This window comes from Acidaminococcus timonensis, assembly GCF_900106585.1.
GTDB lineage: Bacteria > Bacillota > Negativicutes > Acidaminococcales > Acidaminococcaceae > Acidaminococcus > Acidaminococcus timonensis.
The window spans coordinates 328,766-345,501 of record NZ_FNWH01000006.1 but is presented as its reverse complement, the minus strand read 5'-3'; the positions used below and the strand labels follow the sequence as shown (position 1 = coordinate 345,501).

The window sequence follows — 16,736 nt, the reverse complement described above, 5'->3', positions numbered from 1 at the left end:
CACATAAAAAAACGAGACCGCTGCCTACGCAACAGTCTCGTCAATTCATCTTTACTTGTTGAACAGATTCTTGATTTTATTCAGGAAGCTTTTTTCTTCCGGATTGATGGTGCTTCCGCTGGCTTCGCCGAACTTCCGCAACGCATCTTTCTGGGCTTCGCTGAGCCCGGTGGGGATTACAACCTTGATCCGTACCATCTGATCACCCTTCTGGCCTGTCCGCAGGGATACGATTCCCTTGCCCTTCAGCCGCAGGACCTTATTGGGCTGGGTCCCTTCCGGAATCCGAACCTTCACCTTGCCGTACAGGGTCGGCACTTCGATTTCAGCCCCCAGGGTTGCCTGCACGATGTTGATGGGCACTTCGCAGGTGACCGTGGTGCCTTCCCGTTCGAAGAACTTATGGGGTTTCACATACAGGTACACATACAGGTCCCCAGGACGGCCGCCCCGCAGTCCTGCTTCCCCTTCTCCGGCCACCCGCAGGCGGGAGCCGTTGTCCACACCGGCAGGGATCTTCACTGTCAGGGTTCTCTTCTGCTTCACCCGGCCGGTCCCGTGGCAATCCTTGCAGGGATTGGTCACGATTTTCCCGGTGCCATGGCATTTGGGGCAGGTCCGTACATTGACCACCTGGCCAAAGAGAGAATTCTGGGTAACCCGGATTTCCCCTGTCCCATGGCAGTCCGGACAGGTTTCCGGCGTGCTGCCGGGAGCCGCTCCGGACCCGTGACAGGTCTCACATTCTTCCTCCCGGTTCAGGCGGACTTTCTTTTCCGTGCCGAAGGCTGCTTCTTCAAAGGTGATCTGCATATCCATCCGCAGATCGGCGCCCTGACGAGGTCCATTGTCGGCCCGACGACCGGCTCCGCCACGGCCGGCACCTCCAAAGAACATATTGAAGATGTCGTCCATGCCTTCACCGCCGCCGAAACCGCCAAAGCCCTGGAACCCGCCACCGAAGGGATTGCCTGCTCCACCGGCACCGGCGCCCCCGTTCTGGAAGGCGGCATGACCATACTGGTCGTAGGCCACCTTCTTCTGGGGATCGCTGAGGACACTGTAGGCCTCGTTGACCTCTTTGAACTTATCAGCTGCTGTCGGATCGTTTTTGTTCAAGTCAGGATGATACTTGCGTGCCAGTTTGTGGTAAGCTTTTTTCAGCTCCTCCGCCGAAGCGTCCCTGGACACGCCCAGCACTTCATAATAATCTCTCTTCTCTGCCATCAGTATCTCCCTCTAGGAAAAGCTTATTTCTTATCATCGTCCACGACTTCGGCATCCACCACATCGTCGTCGGATTTCTTCTGTTCAGCGCCTGCACCTGCGCCCGCATTGGCATTGGCACCGGCAGCACCAGCAGCACCCTGAGCGGCGCCCTGGTTCTGTTTATACAGTTCCGCACTCAGTTCATACAGCGGTTTCTGCAGGGCTTCGGTATCGGCTTTGATCTTGTCGGTATCGTCGCTCTTCATGGTTTCCTTCAAAGCAGCGATGGCATCCTGGACCTTCTTGATCTGATCATCATGGCCCTTGCCGTTCATGTCTTTGATGGTCTTTTCAGCCTGGTAAATCAGGGTATCGGCCTGGTTCCTGGCTTCCACGGCTTCCTTCCGTTTCTTGTCGGCAGCTTCGTTGGCCTGGGCTTCCTTCACCATCTTATCCACTTCTTCCTTGCTCAGGCTGCCGGAAGAAGTAATGGTGATCTTCTGTTCCTTGCCGGTACCCAGATCCTTGGCGCTTACGTTCACGATACCGTTGGCATCGATATCGAAGGCCACTTCAATTTGAGGCACTCCCCGGGGAGCAGCCGGAATGCCGCTCAGTTCAAAACGACCCAGGGTCTTGTTGTCGGCAGCCATTTCCCGTTCGCCCTGCAGCACATGGATGTCTACAGAAGGCTGGTTATCGGTAGCCGTAGAGAAGATCTGTTTCTTGGAGGTCGGGATGGTGGTGTTCCGATCGATGATCTTGGTCATCACGCCGCCCATGGTTTCAATCCCCAGGGACAGAGGCGTAACATCCAGCAGCAGGACGTCTTTCACATCACCAGCCAGAACGCCGGCCTGGATGGCAGCACCCATGGCTACACATTCATCCGGGTTCACGCCGTGTGCCGGTTCCTGACCCATGGTCCGTTTGATGGCTTCCTGCACAGCCGGGATACGGGAAGAACCGCCAACCAGCAGGACTTTGTTGATGTCTTTCGGGGTCATGTGGGCATCGCTCAGGGCCTTGTTCACGCAGACGATGGTCCGGTCGACCAGATCACTGGTCATTTCATCGAATTTGGCCCGGGTCAGATCCAGGTCCATATGCACAGGGCCGTTAGGGCCTGCGGAAATGAACGGCAGGTTGATGTTGGTGGTCAGCATGTTGGACAGTTCGATCTTGGCTTTTTCAGCAGCCTCACGGATCCGCTGCATAGCCATCTTGTCGCCGGTCAGGTCGATGCCGTTCTGTTTCTTGAATTCGTCGCACATCCAGTCCATGATCCGCTTATCGAAGTCATCGCCGCCCAGATGGGTATCCCCATTGGTGGATTTCACTTCGAACACGCCGTCGCCCAGTTCCAGGATGGACACATCGAAGGTGCCGCCGCCCAGGTCATAGACCAGGATGGTATGGTCGTCGGATTTATCGATCCCATAGGCCAGTGCAGCAGCGGTCGGTTCGTTGATGATCCGCTTTACATCCAGCCCTGCGATCCGGCCTGCATCCTTGGTGGCCTGACGCTGGCTGTCGTTGAAGTAAGCCGGTACCGTAATGACGGCTTCGGTGACTTTTTCACCCAGATACCGTTCCGCATCACCCTTCATCTTTTCCAGGATCATGGCGGAAATCTGTTCCGGCGTATAGCTCTTGCCGTCGATGGTCACCGTATATTTCGTGCCCATATGGCGTTTGATGGAGCTGATGGTCCGTTCAGGGTTGGACACAGCCTGCCGTTTGGCCAGCTGGCCTACCAGTCTTTCCCCGTTTTTCGTAAAGCCAACCACGGAAGGAGTCAGACGGCCGCCTTCCTGGGTGGTGATAACTGTAGGTTCGCCACCTTCCATAACAGCTACTACGGAGTTGGTGGTCCCCAAGTCAATACCAATAATCTTAGACATAATGAATTCCTCCTGTCAAATCTGGAATCTTCTATGGTTAAAAAGTTGTTTGCAATCAATCGTTCCGGACGACCCGCACTTTGGAGTGCCGGATCACATCGTCACCGATCTTATAGCCTTTTTCAAGGACCAGATCGATGCTTTCATCGGGCAGGTCCGGATTGCTGCCCTGCATGACGGCTTCGTGGATATTGGGATCGAAAGGTTTTCCCTGGGCAGGGATTTCTTCGATGTGCAGGGTCTGCAGCGCCTTTTCGAACTGCTTGTGGATTTTTTCCATTCCCACCTGCAGGGCGTTGTCATCCTGGCTGGTTTTCAGACTGGCTTCCGCCCGTTCGAAGTTATCCAGCACCTTCAGGAATTCCCGGGCCACCTGACCGGTTACATACCGGCCCAGCCGTTCCCGTTCTTCATTGTTCCGTTTCCGGAAGTTGTCGAAATCTGCCTGCAGGCGAAGGAGCCGGTTCTGCAGATCGGCGATCTGCTTCTCCTGAGCTGCGATTTTTACATCCTTCGGATCCGGAGCCGCCTGTTCTTCCTTTTTGTCAGCCTTTTCGGCCTGGTCAGCGGCTGCTGCCTGGTTTTCGGCTTTGGCTTCCGCGGTTCCGGCTTCTGCCTTGGCCGCTTCTGCCTTGACGGTTTCCGCTTCCTTCTGCGTATCCTTTTCCATTGTTCCTCCCCTACTTTTCATCCATTTTATTCATGACCACCCGCAGGTAATTGTGGAGATAATCCATTACGGAAATCACTTTCCGATATTCCATCCGGGTGGGGCCCAGGACGGCCAGCGTCCCAACCACCTGGCCATTCAGCCGGTAGGTGGCCTGGATCATGCTGCAATCCTGGATACCGGAAAATTTGTTTTCGCTGCCGATGGTCACCTTCAGACCGGAGTCTTTATCGGCCATCAGCATATCCTTCAGCATCTGCTCTTCCTCCAGCACGCTCAGCAGCTCCTTGATCCGTTCCGGATCTTTGAATTCAGGCTGGCTGAGCAACTGTTTGGTTCCGCCCAGATACATCTTGTTCTCCTGCTGGTCATTCTGCATCTGTCTGACCACCTGGATCAGAGAAGCATACAGGGTTTTATCGCCGGCAAGAGCATTCCGGACTTCTTTCAGGACCTGGTCTGTGATATCGTCCAGTTTCATCCCGTGGAGCTGATTGGTCACCCGCTGGGCCAGGGTATCCATCTCCAGGCGGTTCATACCGGCCGGAATCCGGATCACACTGTTGTCCATCCGCCCGTCATCAGCCACGATGCACAGGATGGCCTGGTGCTCGTTCAGGGGCAGGAACCGCAGGTAGGAAAACACCCCTGCGCTGTCCTTGTTGGCCAGCACCACGGATACGTTCTTGCTCATCCGCGACAGAATCTTGGCAGTGGACTGGAAGATATCATCGATACTGTGGACCCGTTCCCGGAACCAGCTGTTGATCAGTGCCACATCATTGGGCGCCAGTGCGGCAGGTTTCACCAGGCTGTCCACATAGTACCGGTAGGCCGCTGCTGACGGGACACGCCCCGCCGAGGTGTGCGGCTGCTCCAGATACCCCAGCAGTTCCAGGTCGGACATTTCGTTCCGGATGGTTGCGGGGCTGATCCCCAGGTTGTATTTCCTGGCAATGCTGCGAGATCCTACAGGCTCAGCCGTTTCGATATAGTCTTCAATGATCAGTTGAAGGATTTTTTTCTTGCGGTCACTCAGCACTGTAATCATCTCTTTCCTGGATTGTTAGCACTCTTTTCATTGGAGTGCTAACATCTAATGGTAAAGATACACCTCTTTAGTCAAATTGTCAATACTTTTCCTGAAAATATTTTCCCGTTTACAAAAATTCTTCAAATGCCAGGTTCCCGTACTGCATCCCCAGAGGTGTCAGGACGATCCGGTCCCCGTTCTGCTGGATCCAGCGCCGTTTCAGACAGTGCTCCCAGCCTTCTTTATATATATGAAAGAAATCCTCTCCTGTCCGTTCCCGGAATTCCTGCAGAGACAGCCCCCTGACCGTGCGCAGGCTCATGAAGACCAGTTCCTCCCGGCGGATGGAAGGGGACAGCTCCTCCACCTCCGGTGCTTTTCCCTGCAGATAGTCCACCAGACTGCGGGGATTCGTTTCCCGCCGTTTCCCGTTGAAGCGGCACGCTGCCGCCCCAAAGGCCATATAGGGGTCATAGTGCCAGTAAATCTGGTTATGCCGGGATTCCTGTCCCGGCCGGGCAAAGTTGGAGATTTCGTACCGGCGATAGCCGGCTTCGGGCAGTTGATCCATCAGCAGGTCGTACATGGCCCCGACCGCTTCCTCCGGCGGCAGCACAGCCTTTCCCTGCTGCAACTGGGCGTACACCCGGGTTCCCTTCTCCACCGTCAGGCCGTATACGGACACATGGTCCACACCGGTCTCCAGCAGCTGGTGGAGAGAATCTCGGACACTGTCCACAGTCTGGCCGGGGTACCCATAGATCAGGTCGCCGCTCAGCCGGGCAAAGCCGGCCTGCCGGGCCAGGGCGATGGCTTCTTTGGCCTCTTCCGCCATATGGATCCGTCCCATGGCCGCCAGTTCTGCCGGCTGGAAGCTCTGGATCCCCAGGCTCAGCCGGTCAAAGCCCAGTTGGCGATAAGTCCGGAGCCGGTCCCCATCAAGGGTTCCCGGATTGGCTTCCAGCGTGGCTTCCCGGGGCCGGTTCCAGAAGCCCCGGTCCTTCAGGGCCTGGACGATCCGGAACAGCAGCTCCACGGGCAGTACGCTGGGAGTCCCCCCGCCGAAATACATGGTGGCGTCCGATCGGATGGGCAGGTCCGGTTCCCAGCTTCTGATTTCCTGCACCAGACGGCGGGTATAGTCAGCCATTACATGGTCGTTATAAATTTGATAGGAAGCAAAATCGCAGTAGGCACACTTGTGCACGCAGAACGGGATGTGGATGTAAATCCCCTGATAAGAAGACCAGGGATGGCTCATGGAAGGTACTCCTTTCGAAATGGAATTTAGGAAGGAATTGAAAAAATAACCCTGTTGGGAGATCTATGACAAAAACGGACATGAGGAACTGCTCATGTCCGTTTTTTGATGGGGATCTGGGCCAATAACACCGCCACGAACACCAGCACGCATCCGGTCAGTTCCTTCCCCGTCATGGTCTCGCCCAGCAGCAACCAGCCGGATAGGGCCGCAAACACCGATTCCAGGCTCATGATCAGGGTGGCCGTGGTAGGTTCCGTATACTTCTGGCCCACAATCTGCAGCGTATAGGCCACCCCGCTGGAGAGCATCCCCGTGTACAGCAGCGCCCAGCGGGCCTCCCACAGGGCCTCCCACACCGGTTTCTCGAACAGGACGGTGAGCACCGCCGAAATCACAAAGGTCACGGCAAACTGGACCCAGGCCAGCTTCACACTGCTGGCTCCCAGCAGCAGGAAATGGTCGATGGTCAGGATCTGGCCGGCAAAGAAGATGGCACAGAGGAAGATCAGGAAATCTCCAAAGGAGATGCTGAAGCCCCCCTTCACGCACAGCAGGTAGAACCCCACCAGGGCCATGGGCACGCACAGGAGCATGATTTTCCGCACCGGACGCCCCAGGAAACGACCCAGGATGGGCACCAGGATGATGTACAAAGCCGTGATGAAACCGGCCTTCCCGGCGGTGGTCATGACCATGCCCACCTGCTGCAGGATGCTGGCGATGCCCATCCAGATTCCGCACAGGACGCCTGCCTTTAGGGTCACCGGGTCCGGTTTCAGCCGCTCACAGGGTGTCAGCCGGTTCTTCTCTTCCCGGGGGCACCCGAACACCCACACCACCGGGATCAGCACCAGGATGGCGATCAGATTCCGTACAGCGCTGAAGGTGAAGGGGCCGATATAGTCCATGCCCACACTCTGGGCCACAAAGGCACTTCCCCAGATCAGAGCGGTGAGCAGCAGCAACAGATTTCCTTTGGCTTTTTCCATGGCAATTCCTTTCTCACAAGCAAGTGAAATCATTCTACCACAGAAAAAGGGTGCTGCACAATGTGCAACACCCTTTTTGCCGACTGGAATTATTTGATGAACCGGACATGAGGGATGATTTCCTCATACACTTCTTCGGCTCTCTTCTTGTAGATTTTCTTGTTTTCTTCGAACAGGTTGCCGCCTTTGGTGTCCACAGCCACGATCAGGGGCCCCAGTTCTTCCACTTCACTGGTCCACAGGGTTTCCGGCATCCCCAGGTCTTTCCACTGGGCGTCGATGATCTTCTTGAAATGCACGGCGGAAACCACGGCACAACCGGCGGGGAATACGCAGAAGATGGTCTTGTATTTCTGGCAGGCTTCCATGGTGTCAGGGCCCATGCCGCCTTTCCCAACGATCAGTTTCACGCCGGTCTGGGGAATGAAATCCTTTTCGAATTTTTCCATCCGCATGGACGTGGTCGGTCCGATGGAAACCATTTCATAGGCGTTTTCCTTCCCTTCGATGGGACGGACGATGGGGCCTGCGTGGAAAATGGCGCCCCCTTCCAGATTCACCGGCAGTTCCCGGTGTTCCTCGATCAGCCGGCGGTGAGCCACATCCCGGCAGGTGGTGATCTTGCCGGTCAGGTACACGATATCGCCGATTTTCAGGTTTTCGATATCTTCGGATTTAATGGGCGTATGCAGCACTACTTTGTTAGCCATTATAATTCAACCCCCTTATGAGAAGTGATGGTGTAGTTCAGGTCTTTGTCGAAAATGATGTGGCCGCGGCGATGGTTCCAGCAGCCGATGTTCACAGCCACCCCGATGGCGGACGGATGACGGGCGGTGTTCTCGATGTGGACACCCAGGACGGAAGCAGAACCGGTCATGCCTTGGGGCCCCAGGCCCATTTTGTTGATGCCTTTTTCCAGCAGTTCTTCCATTTCAGCAGCCCGCTTGTTGGGGTTATGGGTTCCCAGAGGCCGCATCAGGGCTTTCTTGGACAGCAGAGCAGCCGTTTCCACGGAAGTGGCCACGCCAACCCCTACCAGGAACGGAGGGCAGGCATTGGGTCCGTAGGTGTACATGCGCTGCAGCACGAACTTGGTGACTCCTTCATAGCCTTCGCCCGGCATCAGCACCATGGCATGACCCGGCAGGGTGCAGCCGCCGCCGGCCATATAGGTATCGATGACACATTCATCGGAATCGGGGACGATTTCCCAGAATACGGTGGGAGTGCCCTTCCCTACGTTCTTGCCGGTGTTGTATTCATCGAAGGTTTCCACGCTGTTGTGACGCAGCGGGGTAGCAAAGGTGGCCCGAACGGTGGCTTCCTTCAGCAGGCCTTCCAGTTCACCGATCAGCGGGAAGTTGGTGCCGCATTTCACAAAATATTGCAGCACACCGGTATCCTGACAGGACGGACGGTTCAGTTCCTTGGCCAGTTTCTGGTTCCTGGCGTAGGTTTCATACAGCAGTTTGGCAATGGGAACCGTTTCCTTTTCAGCCAGTTCCTTCAGTTTGGCGGCCACATCATCGGGCAGGACCTTGGCCGTATAGCCAACGAACCTGGCCATAATGTCGGTCATTTTTTCCACTTGGGCTTCTTTAGACATTGTAATTCCTCCTTAACAGTGCATGTGCAGGGTAGTTGTAATTCTATTATACATTGAAACTTTCCGCTCCATCAGGGATAGAAGGGGAAAAGGATCGGCAAAAGGATCAGGGATGTGATGTAACCGATGATCACCATGGGCAGGCCCGCCTTCACGTAATCGTTGAAGTTGTAGCCGCCGGGAGCGAAGACCATCATGTTGGCCGGCATCCCGATGGGGGTGGCAAAAGCCAGGGAAGCACCGATGACCGTTGCCACGATCACCGCTTTGGGATCGGCGCCCATGGCCTGGGAAATATTGATGGAAATGGGGATCAGCAGGGCTGCGGTGCCAAAGTTGCTCATGAAGTTGGTCATCACACAGCTCAGCAGCAGGATCACTGCCAGCAGGACCATGGGAGAAGCATTCTGTCCCAGGGTGCCGATCACCGTATCGGCAATGGCTTTGCCGGCGCCGGTTTTGGCCAGTGCCTTGGCCAGGGCCAGGGTACCGCCATACACGAACAGGGTCTGCAGATCAATGGAAGCGTAGGCCTGTTTTTCCGAAATCACGTTGGTTGCCACCAGGATCAATGCCCCAATGCAGCCGGACAGGTAAAATTTGATGCCGATCTGTTTTTCAAAGATCATGGCCAGGATGGTCAGCACCATGACAACCAGGGACATTTTCTGTTTCCAGACAGGAACCTGGGAGAAATCGGGCGCCTTGTCGTAGATGCTTTCTCCGGTCTGGCCCTGCTTGGTGGGCAGGAACCGGTGGCCGACGGTGGCGAAAAAGGCGGTGCCGATCAGCAGGATGGGCAGGCCCACATAGCCGTACTCAAAAAAGCTGATGTCCTGCCCAATCTGTTCCAGGGCACTCTTGCCCAGCAGGTTGCCGGGAGCACCGATGATGGACAGGTTCCCGCCCATGGCGGCGGCGAAGATCAGGGGCAGCAGCAGCCGGGACCGGGAGAAACCGGATCGGGAAGCGATACCGATGACCACCGGGATCAGGATGGCGGCCGTACCTGTGTTGGACAGGAAACCGCTCATGATGCCGGTGACCAGCATCACAGCAACGATCAGCTGCCGTTCCGTTTTGGCGAACCGGGTGACGATGCCCCCCACCTTGTTGGCCATGCCCGTTTCAAAGAAGGCACCGCCGATGATGAACATGGCGACGAACAGGATCAGGTTGGTGTCCACGAATCCGGCGAATGCATCCTTGGGACTCAGCACACCGGTCATGACCAGCACCATCAGGGCAATCATGGAAGTGACGGCCAGGGGAAGTTTTTCCGTAACAAACAGGATGATGACAAAAAGCAGTAAGCAAAGAGTAATGGTAATGGGTGACATTGTCTTTTCTCCTCCTTGGATTTCTACACATCCTGCGCGCTTGGATTTGTTTTTGATATTTGATAATGTATCCATTTCTTGGTTATACTATAACCCCATTGGCACCATGAGTCAATGGGGTTATGAAGTTATCTCATTTTTGGCTACAATATCATAAATACAAAAACAAGTGAGGGTGTGAACAACTCACACCCTCACTTGTTTCGTGCCCAGCGGGCTTATGTTTCAGGTCCCTCCTGCCTCAGGTCCCGGGCTTCTCTTTTCCAATCTGCTCCCGGTAGTTGGTCAGCAGGTTCTCCATGCTGCGGTGCATGTGTTCATGCATGAGCTGACGGGCCTTTTGCGGATCGTGGGCCCGCAGGGCCTCCATCAGCTGCTGATGCTCGAAATAGGAGATCTTGGCATAGTCGGTTTCCGTCATGAGAAAGCCCAGGGAAAGTCCGTTCCACAGGCTGCCCAGGATCTGGGCCAGCTTGGGGTTGTCCGCCGCATCCCACAGGGCCATGTGGAAGCTTTCGTTATAATGCTTGTAGTCAGTGTACCGATGATCCAGCAGGCACTGGCGCATGGCCTGGAACACCTTCTCCACCTCGGTCAGGTCGCTGCCGGGCCGGGCGGCCAGGGCCGCTGCCTCTCCCTCCAGCAGGGTTCGCACCGCAAAATGGTCCCGGATGGCCTTTTCATCCATGCCCTGGACCACAGCCCCCTTGTTGGGCCGCAGCTTCACCAGTCCCTGGCTGGCCAGCAGCTGGAGAGCCTCCCGCACCGGCGTGGTGGAAACACCCATGTGCCGGGCCGTTTCCTCCAGGGTCAGGATGCTGCCCTCGGGGATTTCCCGGCGCAGGATGGCTTTCCGCAAATAAGAAGCCACCTGCTCCCGGGCGGGAAGCATATGGATCTTGCCCACATTGTCCGGTTCCATCAGGCTGTTCCGCTTGTAATTCACAGGAGTGGGGTCCGGCCGGTCGATCCCGGCGGGTGGGTCGGGTTGTTTTCCCGCCAGGTGCTGGAGCGCATCCTGGGCAATCACCATGTGCCGGTTGCTGAGACGGGTCACCACCCCTTCCAGCAGCAGGGTCTGAAGGGCTTCCCGCACGGGCATCCGGGATACGCCATACTCTTTGGCCAGGTCCACCTGCTTCAGCTCCGTTCCGGGGGCAAGAGTCCCCGCCTGGACCCGGCCGCGGATGGATTGGCAAATCAGTTCCTGGGTGGATTTTTGCAATTGGACCATGGGGACCTCCTTTTCCTTATTTATCGTCCATCTTCAGAATGGCCATGAATGCTTCCTGGGGCAGTTCCACGCTGCCCACCTGTTTCATCCGTTTCTTCCCGGCCTTCTGTTTTTCCAGCAGCTTCCGTTTCCGGGTGATATCGCCTCCGTAGCACTTGGCCAGCACGTCCTTGCGCAGGGCACTGACATTTTCCCGGGCGATGATCTTGCTGCCGATGGCAGCCTGGATGGGAATCTCGAACAGCTGGCGGGGAATCAGTTTCCGCAGTTTCTCCACCAGAGCCCGGCCCCAGTACTGGGCTCGATCCCGGTGCACGATGGCGCTCAGGGCATCCACCGGATCCCCGTTCAGGAGCACATCCACCTTCACCATATCGGAAGGCCGATAGCCGCTCAGTTCATAATCCAGGGAAGCATAGCCCCGGGAAACGCTCTTCAGCCGGTCGAAGTAGTCGAAGATGATTTCCGACAGAGGCAGGGCATAGTGGATCATGACCCGTGTTTCATCCAGATAGGTCATGTTCTGATATTCCCCCCGTTTGTCCTGGGACAGCTCCATCACCGGCCCCACAAAATCCTTGGGCACGATGATGGTGGCGTTCACGAAGGGCTCCTCCACATGCTCGATGACTGTGGGATTGGGGAACTGGGAGGGGTTGTCCACCATTTCGATGTCCCCGTTGGTCTTTACCACTTCGTAAATGACGTTGGGGGCCGTAGTGATCAGGCTCAGGTTGTATTCCCGTTCCAGCCGTTCCTTCACCACGTCCATATGCAGCAGCCCCAGGAACCCGCAGCGGAACCCGAAGCCCAGGGCCGTGGATGTTTCCGGTTCAAAAGAAAGGGAGGCATCGTTCAGCTGGAGTTTTTCCAGGGCATCCCGCAGGTTGTCGTAATCGGAGTTTTCCACCGGATACAGGCCACAGTACACCATGGGGGTGGCTTTCCGGTAGCCTGGCAGCGGTTCTTTGGCGGGGCGGCTGTTGTCCGTCACCGTATCCCCCACCCGGGCATCCTTCACGGTCTTGATGGAAGCGGCCAGAAAGCCCACCTGGCCTTCTCCCAGCTCGTCCACGTTCACCATGGCCGGCTTGAATACACCCACTTCCGTCACATCGTACACCTTGCCGGTGGCCATCAGCCGGATGTTCATGCCCTTGCGCAGGCAGCCGTTCACCACCCGCACGTACAGCAGCACCCCTTTGTAGGAATCGAACTTGGAGTCGAAGATCAGGGCCTGCAGGGGCTGGGCCGGATCCCCTTTGGGGGGCGGTACCCGCTTCACCACAGCTTCCAGCACCTGATCCACGCCCAGGCCGGTCTTGGCGCTGCACAGCACACAGTCTTCCTTGGGGATGCCCAGGATGTCCTCGATTTCTTTTTCCACCCGGGGCACATCGGCGCTGGGAAGGTCGATTTTGTTGATCACCGGGATGATCTCCAGGTCGTGATCCATGGCCAGATACACATTGGCCAGGGTCTGGGCCTCGATGCCCTGGGTGGCATCGATGACCAGCAGAGCCCCTTCACAGGCCGCCAGAGCCCGGGATACTTCGTAGGTAAAGTCCACATGCCCCGGGGTGTCGATCAGATTCAGGACATAATCATTGCCGTCTTTGGCTTTATAATCCAACTGCACCGCCTGGTCCTTGATGGTGATGCCCCGTTCCCGTTCCAGGCTCATGGAATCCAGGATCTGGTCTTCCATTTCCCGTTTGGACAGGGTCCCGGTCATCTCGATCAGCCGATCGGCCAGGGTGGATTTGCCATGGTCGATATGGGCGATGATGGAAAAATTTCGGATATGGTCACGTTTTGCCATAAGCTTTCTCACTCTCCGTTTATTTCAAAAAACACAACTGATTTCATCCAATGTTTTATTATACCATGCAAAAGGGCCCGTTGTCGAAATCCCGGCTTTTTCTGGCAACAAAAAAGGCTGGCAACGAATGTTGTCAGCCTTCCTCATGTTTACCCGGAAGTCTTATTTTACAGCGTTGACTTTCTTGGCTAAACGGGATTTCTTGCGAGCTGCGGCTTTTTTGTTAACCGTACCTTTACGAGCAGCTTTATCTAATAAGCTCGCCGCTACTTTCAAAGTGGCCTGGGCCTCTTCTTTGGATCCTGCAGCAGCAAAAGCTTCAACCTTACGTGCGGTGCTGCGGATTTCAGCTTTCACCGGGCCATTGGCAGCGCGCCGTTCGGCATCAGTCTTAACGCTACGAACGGAAGACTTAATATTCGGCATGTTCTCACCTCCACCAATTAGCTTTACCGAAATATAATAGCATGAATGGCTTCTTTGTGCAAGCCATTTTCGGATTTATTTCTGTTCCTTTTTCACCGGTCCCGGGGCAATCCGGGCTTTTTCATGGGCCAGGAGGCCTTTGATCATCTTTTCATCCTCCCGGAGCTGCTCCCGCAGCTTTTCCAGAGAACTGAATTTCTTTTCCCCCCGGATCCGCATCAGCAACGCCACCCGGATCTCCTTCCCGTACAGATCCCCTTCAAAATCCAGGAGATGGACTTCCAGACGGGTTTCCTGGTTGGCGAAGGTGGGATTGTCCCCCACGTTGATCATGGCGTCGTAACACCCATTTCCGACCTTCACGAAGCCGGCGTACACCCCGAAGGCCGGGATGGCCATATGGGTCCCCAGCAGCTTCAGATTGGCCGTGGGGAACCCCAGGCTGCGTCCCCGCTGATCGCCGGTCACCACAGTGCCCCGGATCTCATAGGGCCGCCCCAGCATTTCCTGGGCCAGCGCCATCCGCCCTTCCTTGATGGCCTTGCGGATATTCGTACTGCTCACCACGAATCCGTCCACTTTCAAAAGGGGCCGGGACAGGATGGTGAGGCCGTATTTTGTATGCTCCGCTTTCAGCAGATGCACATTGCCCCTGCCGCCGGCCCCGAAGCTGAAGTTGTCCCCGATGCCCACGGCCTTCACCCCGGCCTTCACCAGCATGGTCAGGAATTCGTCCGCACTGCGGGCAGCCAGTTCCCTGGTGAAGGGAATGTTCACCAGCACATCCACCCCCAGTTCCACCATCAGGTGGATCTTGGTTTCGTTGTCCAGCAACCGAGCCGGTTCCAGTTCCGGCTTCAGGCTGGCCAGGGGATGGGTGCTGAAGGTGAATACCATCAGTTGCAGATGGTGCTCCCGGGCGTATTCCTTCGTGTTCAGGATTACTTCCTGATGGCCCCGATGGACCCCGTCGAAGGTGCCCAGGGCCGCCGCAGAGGGCAGCAGTTGTGCGTTATTCAGTTGTTCCAGTGATGTGATCAGTTTCATGGCTCTTTCTGTCCTCTACTTCCGGGATGTGGATGATCTTGTGGGCCCGCAGCCGTCCATCAACGGCTTTGGCCAGCCCCACCAGCAGCCCGTCCCGGGTCCGTACCTGGTACAGCTGCCCATCAGTGATATGGGGCACCGTGGTGGCCACGCCCTGGGCGATGCGCCGCCCCTGGAGGGCATTCACCCGCACTTCCGGGAACTGGGCCAGTATGCTGTCCACACCGGTACAGCACCCTTCCGGATCCGCCTGGATCTCTTCCAGGGTATGGGCCTCCTCCAGGGTAAAGGTGCCGGCCTGGCGCCGGAGCAAAAAGCTCATGGTCCCCTTCATGCCCAGGCGGTCTGCCAGGTCTTCACACAGGGTCCGGATGAAGGTTCCCTTGGAACAGGTCACGTCGAACACCAGGGTATCCCCCGTATAATCCACCAGATCCAGTCGGGCAATGTGGATGGGACGGGGCTTCCGTTCCACCTCAATGCCCTGCCGGGCCAGCTTGTACAGTTTCTTGCCTCCCACACTGATGGCGGAATACATGGGAGGGATCTGGGTCCCGTCTCCCCGGAACTGTTCCAGGGCTGCCTCGATTTCTCCGGCAGAAAGCTTCCGGATGGGACTCTCCGCCACCACTTTCCCTTCCGTATCCCCTGTATCGGTCTGAAAGCCGAAAGTCAGCTCTGCCCGATAGGTCTTTTCCTCGTGGGAAGCGTACTCCAGGAAGCGGGTGGCCATCCCGGTGAACACCGGCAGGACACCGGCTGCCAGGGGGTCCAGTGTGCCGGCATGGCCGATTTTCTTCATGTTGAGGATTTTCCGCAGGGCCCCCACCACATCATGACTGGTCATGCCCGGTGGCTTCAGTACGTTGAAAATCCCATCCATTACAGGGCCTCCATGGCCTTTTCGAGGGCCTGGATCAACGCCTTTTTGGCTTCGGCCAGGGGCAGGCCGATGGTGCAGCCTGCTGCCCTGGGATGACCGCCGCCGTTAAAGGCCACGGCCACCTTGCTTACATCTACCTGCTTGGAGCGCATGCTCACCCGGGTGGCTTTGGGTTCCACCTGCTTGAACAGCACAGCCACATCCACACCGGCAATGTACCGGGGATGGTAGATGAAGCTTTCCGTGGACACGTTCTTGTCGTACAGTTCCAGAGGAATCTCCAGGGTGGCGATCTTGCCGTCGGCATAGAACGTCAGACTGGGAAGGACCTTGGCCAGAAGCTCTACGGAATTCCGGGCCTTGATTTCCAGCAGGTCGGAAATCTCGTTGGGTTCCACGCCCAGTGCCACCAGATCCGCCGCCACCCGCATGCAGCTGGGGGTGGTATTGGCGTACTTGAAGTAGCCGCAGTCGGTGACGATGGCTGTATACAGATCCGTGGCCAGTTCCCTGTTCAGCGGAACCCCGTTGGCCGTCAGCAGCCGGTACATGATTTCCCCGGTGGCTGCCGCGTGGGGATCCAGCAGCAGGTAATCGGCATACCGGGTGTTGGAAACGTGATGGTCGATGTTCAGGATCGGTGCGGACAGGCATTTTTCAGCCTCTCCCATCCGGTCTTTGGAACTGGCATCCACCACCACCACCAGATCACAGGCAATGGGCTGCTCCGCCCTGGGCTGTTCGTAGGTATCCATTTCCGGCAGGAACTGGTATACCGCAGGCAGGGTATCATCCACCAGCAGACGGACCTGTTTGCCGGCCTGTTTCAGCGCCCGGGCCAGCCCCAGGGTGGACCCCAGGGTATCCCCGTCCGGACCCACGTGGCTCACCAGCACCAGGTTCCTGGCGCCCATGAGCAGCTGCCAGGTTTCCTTCAGGTCCACTTTCTTACTCATGGTGCTCTTCTTTCTTCAGCTCATGGAGCAGGGATTCAATGTGGGCACTGTATTCCATAGACGTGTCCCGGTGGAAGCTCAGCTGGGGTGCCACCCGCAGATCGATGCGTCTGGCGATTTCCGTCCGGAAGAAACCCAGTCCATGCTGGAGCCCCTTCCAGGCCTGTGCCTGCTGTTCTTCACTGCCATACAGGCTCACATAGACCTTGGCATAGCTCAGGTCGTTGCTCACCTCCACCCCCGTGATGGTCACGAACTTCACACGGGGATCCTTCACGTCGCGGATCAGCATGTTGCTCAGTTCCTGCTTGATCAGCGCCTGCAATTTTTCAGCACGAAGTTTCGACATA

General features: G+C 56.7%; 16 protein-coding genes and 1 pseudogene. All 17 read right to left on the bottom strand.

Going from position 1 to position 16,736, the window contains the following annotated elements; all coding sequences use genetic code 11:
- Positions 1-51 precede the first annotated feature (51 nt).
- The 17 genes and pseudogenes from dnaJ to rbfA all read right to left on the bottom strand — a co-directional run bounded on the left by dnaJ (position 52) and on the right by rbfA (position 16,735).
- Positions 52-1,227, bottom strand: coding sequence for a molecular chaperone DnaJ (gene dnaJ, locus BQ5462_RS05515; RefSeq protein ID WP_071142403.1), 1,176 nt, complete (start codon positions 1,225-1,227; stop codon positions 52-54).
- Positions 1,228-1,250: 23 nt separating this feature from the next.
- Positions 1,251-3,113 carry a molecular chaperone DnaK gene (gene dnaK, locus BQ5462_RS05510; RefSeq protein ID WP_071142402.1) on the bottom strand — a complete coding sequence of 621 codons (1,863 nt, stop codon included), beginning with the start codon at positions 3,111-3,113 and terminating at the stop codon, positions 1,251-1,253.
- 55 nt (positions 3,114-3,168) lie between these two features.
- Positions 3,169-3,783, bottom strand: a complete 615-nt coding sequence (grpE, locus tag BQ5462_RS05505) for a nucleotide exchange factor GrpE (RefSeq protein WP_071142401.1) — start codon at positions 3,781-3,783, stop codon at positions 3,169-3,171.
- A gap of 10 nt (positions 3,784-3,793) precedes the next feature.
- Complete coding sequence (gene hrcA / locus BQ5462_RS05500) at positions 3,794-4,834, bottom strand: heat-inducible transcriptional repressor HrcA (RefSeq protein WP_071142400.1); 1,041 nt, start codon at positions 4,832-4,834, stop codon at positions 3,794-3,796.
- A gap of 109 nt (positions 4,835-4,943) precedes the next feature.
- Positions 4,944-6,077 carry a radical SAM family heme chaperone HemW gene (hemW, locus tag BQ5462_RS05495; RefSeq protein WP_071142399.1) on the bottom strand — a complete coding sequence of 378 codons (1,134 nt, stop codon included), beginning with the start codon at positions 6,075-6,077 and terminating at the stop codon, positions 4,944-4,946.
- 92 nt (positions 6,078-6,169) lie between these two features.
- Positions 6,170-7,069 (bottom strand): DMT family transporter, encoded by a 900-nt coding sequence (locus tag BQ5462_RS05490; RefSeq protein WP_071142398.1) that lies wholly within the window; start codon positions 7,067-7,069, stop codon positions 6,170-6,172.
- An 89-nt stretch (positions 7,070-7,158) separates the two neighbouring features.
- Positions 7,159-7,779, bottom strand: coding sequence for a L(+)-tartrate dehydratase subunit beta (ttdB, locus tag BQ5462_RS05485; protein WP_071142397.1), 621 nt, complete (start codon positions 7,777-7,779; stop codon positions 7,159-7,161).
- A complete protein-coding gene (gene ttdA / locus BQ5462_RS05480; protein ID WP_071142396.1) occupies positions 7,779-8,678 on the bottom strand; it encodes a L(+)-tartrate dehydratase subunit alpha in 900 nt (299 codons plus the stop codon). The genes ttdB and ttdA overlap by 1 nt, the downstream gene beginning before the upstream one ends.
- 71 nt (positions 8,679-8,749) lie before the next feature.
- Complete coding sequence (locus BQ5462_RS05475; RefSeq protein WP_071142395.1) at positions 8,750-10,018, bottom strand: SLC13 family permease; 1,269 nt, start codon at positions 10,016-10,018, stop codon at positions 8,750-8,752.
- Positions 10,019-10,259: 241 nt separating this feature from the next.
- Entirely contained in the window at positions 10,260-10,940 is a 681-nt protein-coding gene (locus BQ5462_RS05470) for an FCD domain-containing protein (protein ID WP_071143314.1), read from the bottom strand.
- 174 nt (positions 10,941-11,114) lie between these two features.
- A pseudogene (locus BQ5462_RS11665) lies at positions 11,115-11,252 on the bottom strand (GntR family transcriptional regulator); the annotation flags it as partial.
- A gap of 16 nt (positions 11,253-11,268) precedes the next feature.
- Entirely contained in the window at positions 11,269-13,074 is a 1,806-nt protein-coding gene (gene lepA, locus BQ5462_RS05465) for a translation elongation factor 4 (protein ID WP_071142394.1), read from the bottom strand.
- Between the two features lie 162 nt (positions 13,075-13,236).
- Positions 13,237-13,500, bottom strand: coding sequence for a 30S ribosomal protein S20 (rpsT, locus tag BQ5462_RS05460; protein WP_071142393.1), 264 nt, complete (start codon positions 13,498-13,500; stop codon positions 13,237-13,239).
- Between the two features lie 75 nt (positions 13,501-13,575).
- Positions 13,576-14,547 (bottom strand): bifunctional riboflavin kinase/FAD synthetase, encoded by a 972-nt coding sequence (locus BQ5462_RS05455; RefSeq protein ID WP_071142392.1) that lies wholly within the window; start codon positions 14,545-14,547, stop codon positions 13,576-13,578.
- Positions 14,513-15,430: a tRNA pseudouridine(55) synthase TruB gene (truB, locus tag BQ5462_RS05450; RefSeq protein WP_071142391.1), complete on the bottom strand. Its 918-nt coding sequence runs from the start codon at positions 15,428-15,430 to the stop codon at positions 14,513-14,515. Before truB ends, BQ5462_RS05455 begins: the two co-directional genes overlap by 35 nt.
- The gene (locus BQ5462_RS05445) at positions 15,430-16,386 is read right to left on the bottom strand and encodes a DHH family phosphoesterase (RefSeq protein ID WP_071142390.1); all 957 of its coding nucleotides are present in this window, start codon (positions 16,384-16,386) and stop codon (positions 15,430-15,432) included. The genes truB and BQ5462_RS05445 overlap by 1 nt, the downstream gene beginning before the upstream one ends.
- Positions 16,379-16,735 carry a 30S ribosome-binding factor RbfA gene (rbfA, locus tag BQ5462_RS05440; protein WP_071142389.1) on the bottom strand — a complete coding sequence of 119 codons (357 nt, stop codon included), beginning with the start codon at positions 16,733-16,735 and terminating at the stop codon, positions 16,379-16,381. The genes BQ5462_RS05445 and rbfA overlap by 8 nt, the downstream gene beginning before the upstream one ends.
- Position 16,736 lies beyond the last annotated feature (1 nt).

Excerpts from the sequence above, each read along its gene's own strand:
- dnaJ (WP_071142403.1), bottom strand. The coding sequence starts at position 1,227 with ATGGCAGAGAAGAGAGATTATTATGAAGTGCTGGGCGTGTCCAGGGAC.
- dnaK (WP_071142402.1), bottom strand. The coding sequence starts at position 3,113 with ATGTCTAAGATTATTGGTATTGACTTGGGGACCACCAACTCCGTAGTA.
- grpE (WP_071142401.1), bottom strand. The coding sequence starts at position 3,783 with ATGGAAAAGGATACGCAGAAGGAAGCGGAAACCGTCAAGGCAGAAGCG.
- hrcA (WP_071142400.1), bottom strand. The coding sequence starts at position 4,834 with ATGATTACAGTGCTGAGTGACCGCAAGAAAAAAATCCTTCAACTGATC.
- hemW (WP_071142399.1), bottom strand. The coding sequence starts at position 6,077 with ATGAGCCATCCCTGGTCTTCTTATCAGGGGATTTACATCCACATCCCG.
- BQ5462_RS05490 (WP_071142398.1), bottom strand. The coding sequence starts at position 7,069 with ATGGAAAAAGCCAAAGGAAATCTGTTGCTGCTGCTCACCGCTCTGATC.
- ttdB (WP_071142397.1), bottom strand. The coding sequence starts at position 7,779 with ATGGCTAACAAAGTAGTGCTGCATACGCCCATTAAATCCGAAGATATC.
- ttdA (WP_071142396.1), bottom strand. The coding sequence starts at position 8,678 with ATGTCTAAAGAAGCCCAAGTGGAAAAAATGACCGACATTATGGCCAGG.
- BQ5462_RS05475 (WP_071142395.1), bottom strand. The coding sequence starts at position 10,018 with ATGTCACCCATTACCATTACTCTTTGCTTACTGCTTTTTGTCATCATC.
- BQ5462_RS05470 (WP_071143314.1), bottom strand. The coding sequence starts at position 10,940 with ATGGAACCGGACAATGTGGGCAAGATCCATATGCTTCCCGCCCGGGAG.
- lepA (WP_071142394.1), bottom strand. The coding sequence starts at position 13,074 with ATGGCAAAACGTGACCATATCCGAAATTTTTCCATCATCGCCCATATC.
- rpsT (WP_071142393.1), bottom strand. The coding sequence starts at position 13,500 with ATGCCGAATATTAAGTCTTCCGTTCGTAGCGTTAAGACTGATGCCGAA.
- BQ5462_RS05455 (WP_071142392.1), bottom strand. The coding sequence starts at position 14,547 with ATGAAACTGATCACATCACTGGAACAACTGAATAACGCACAACTGCTG.
- truB (WP_071142391.1), bottom strand. The coding sequence starts at position 15,430 with ATGGATGGGATTTTCAACGTACTGAAGCCACCGGGCATGACCAGTCAT.
- BQ5462_RS05445 (WP_071142390.1), bottom strand. The coding sequence starts at position 16,386 with ATGAGTAAGAAAGTGGACCTGAAGGAAACCTGGCAGCTGCTCATGGGC.
- rbfA (WP_071142389.1), bottom strand. The coding sequence starts at position 16,735 with ATGTCGAAACTTCGTGCTGAAAAATTGCAGGCGCTGATCAAGCAGGAA.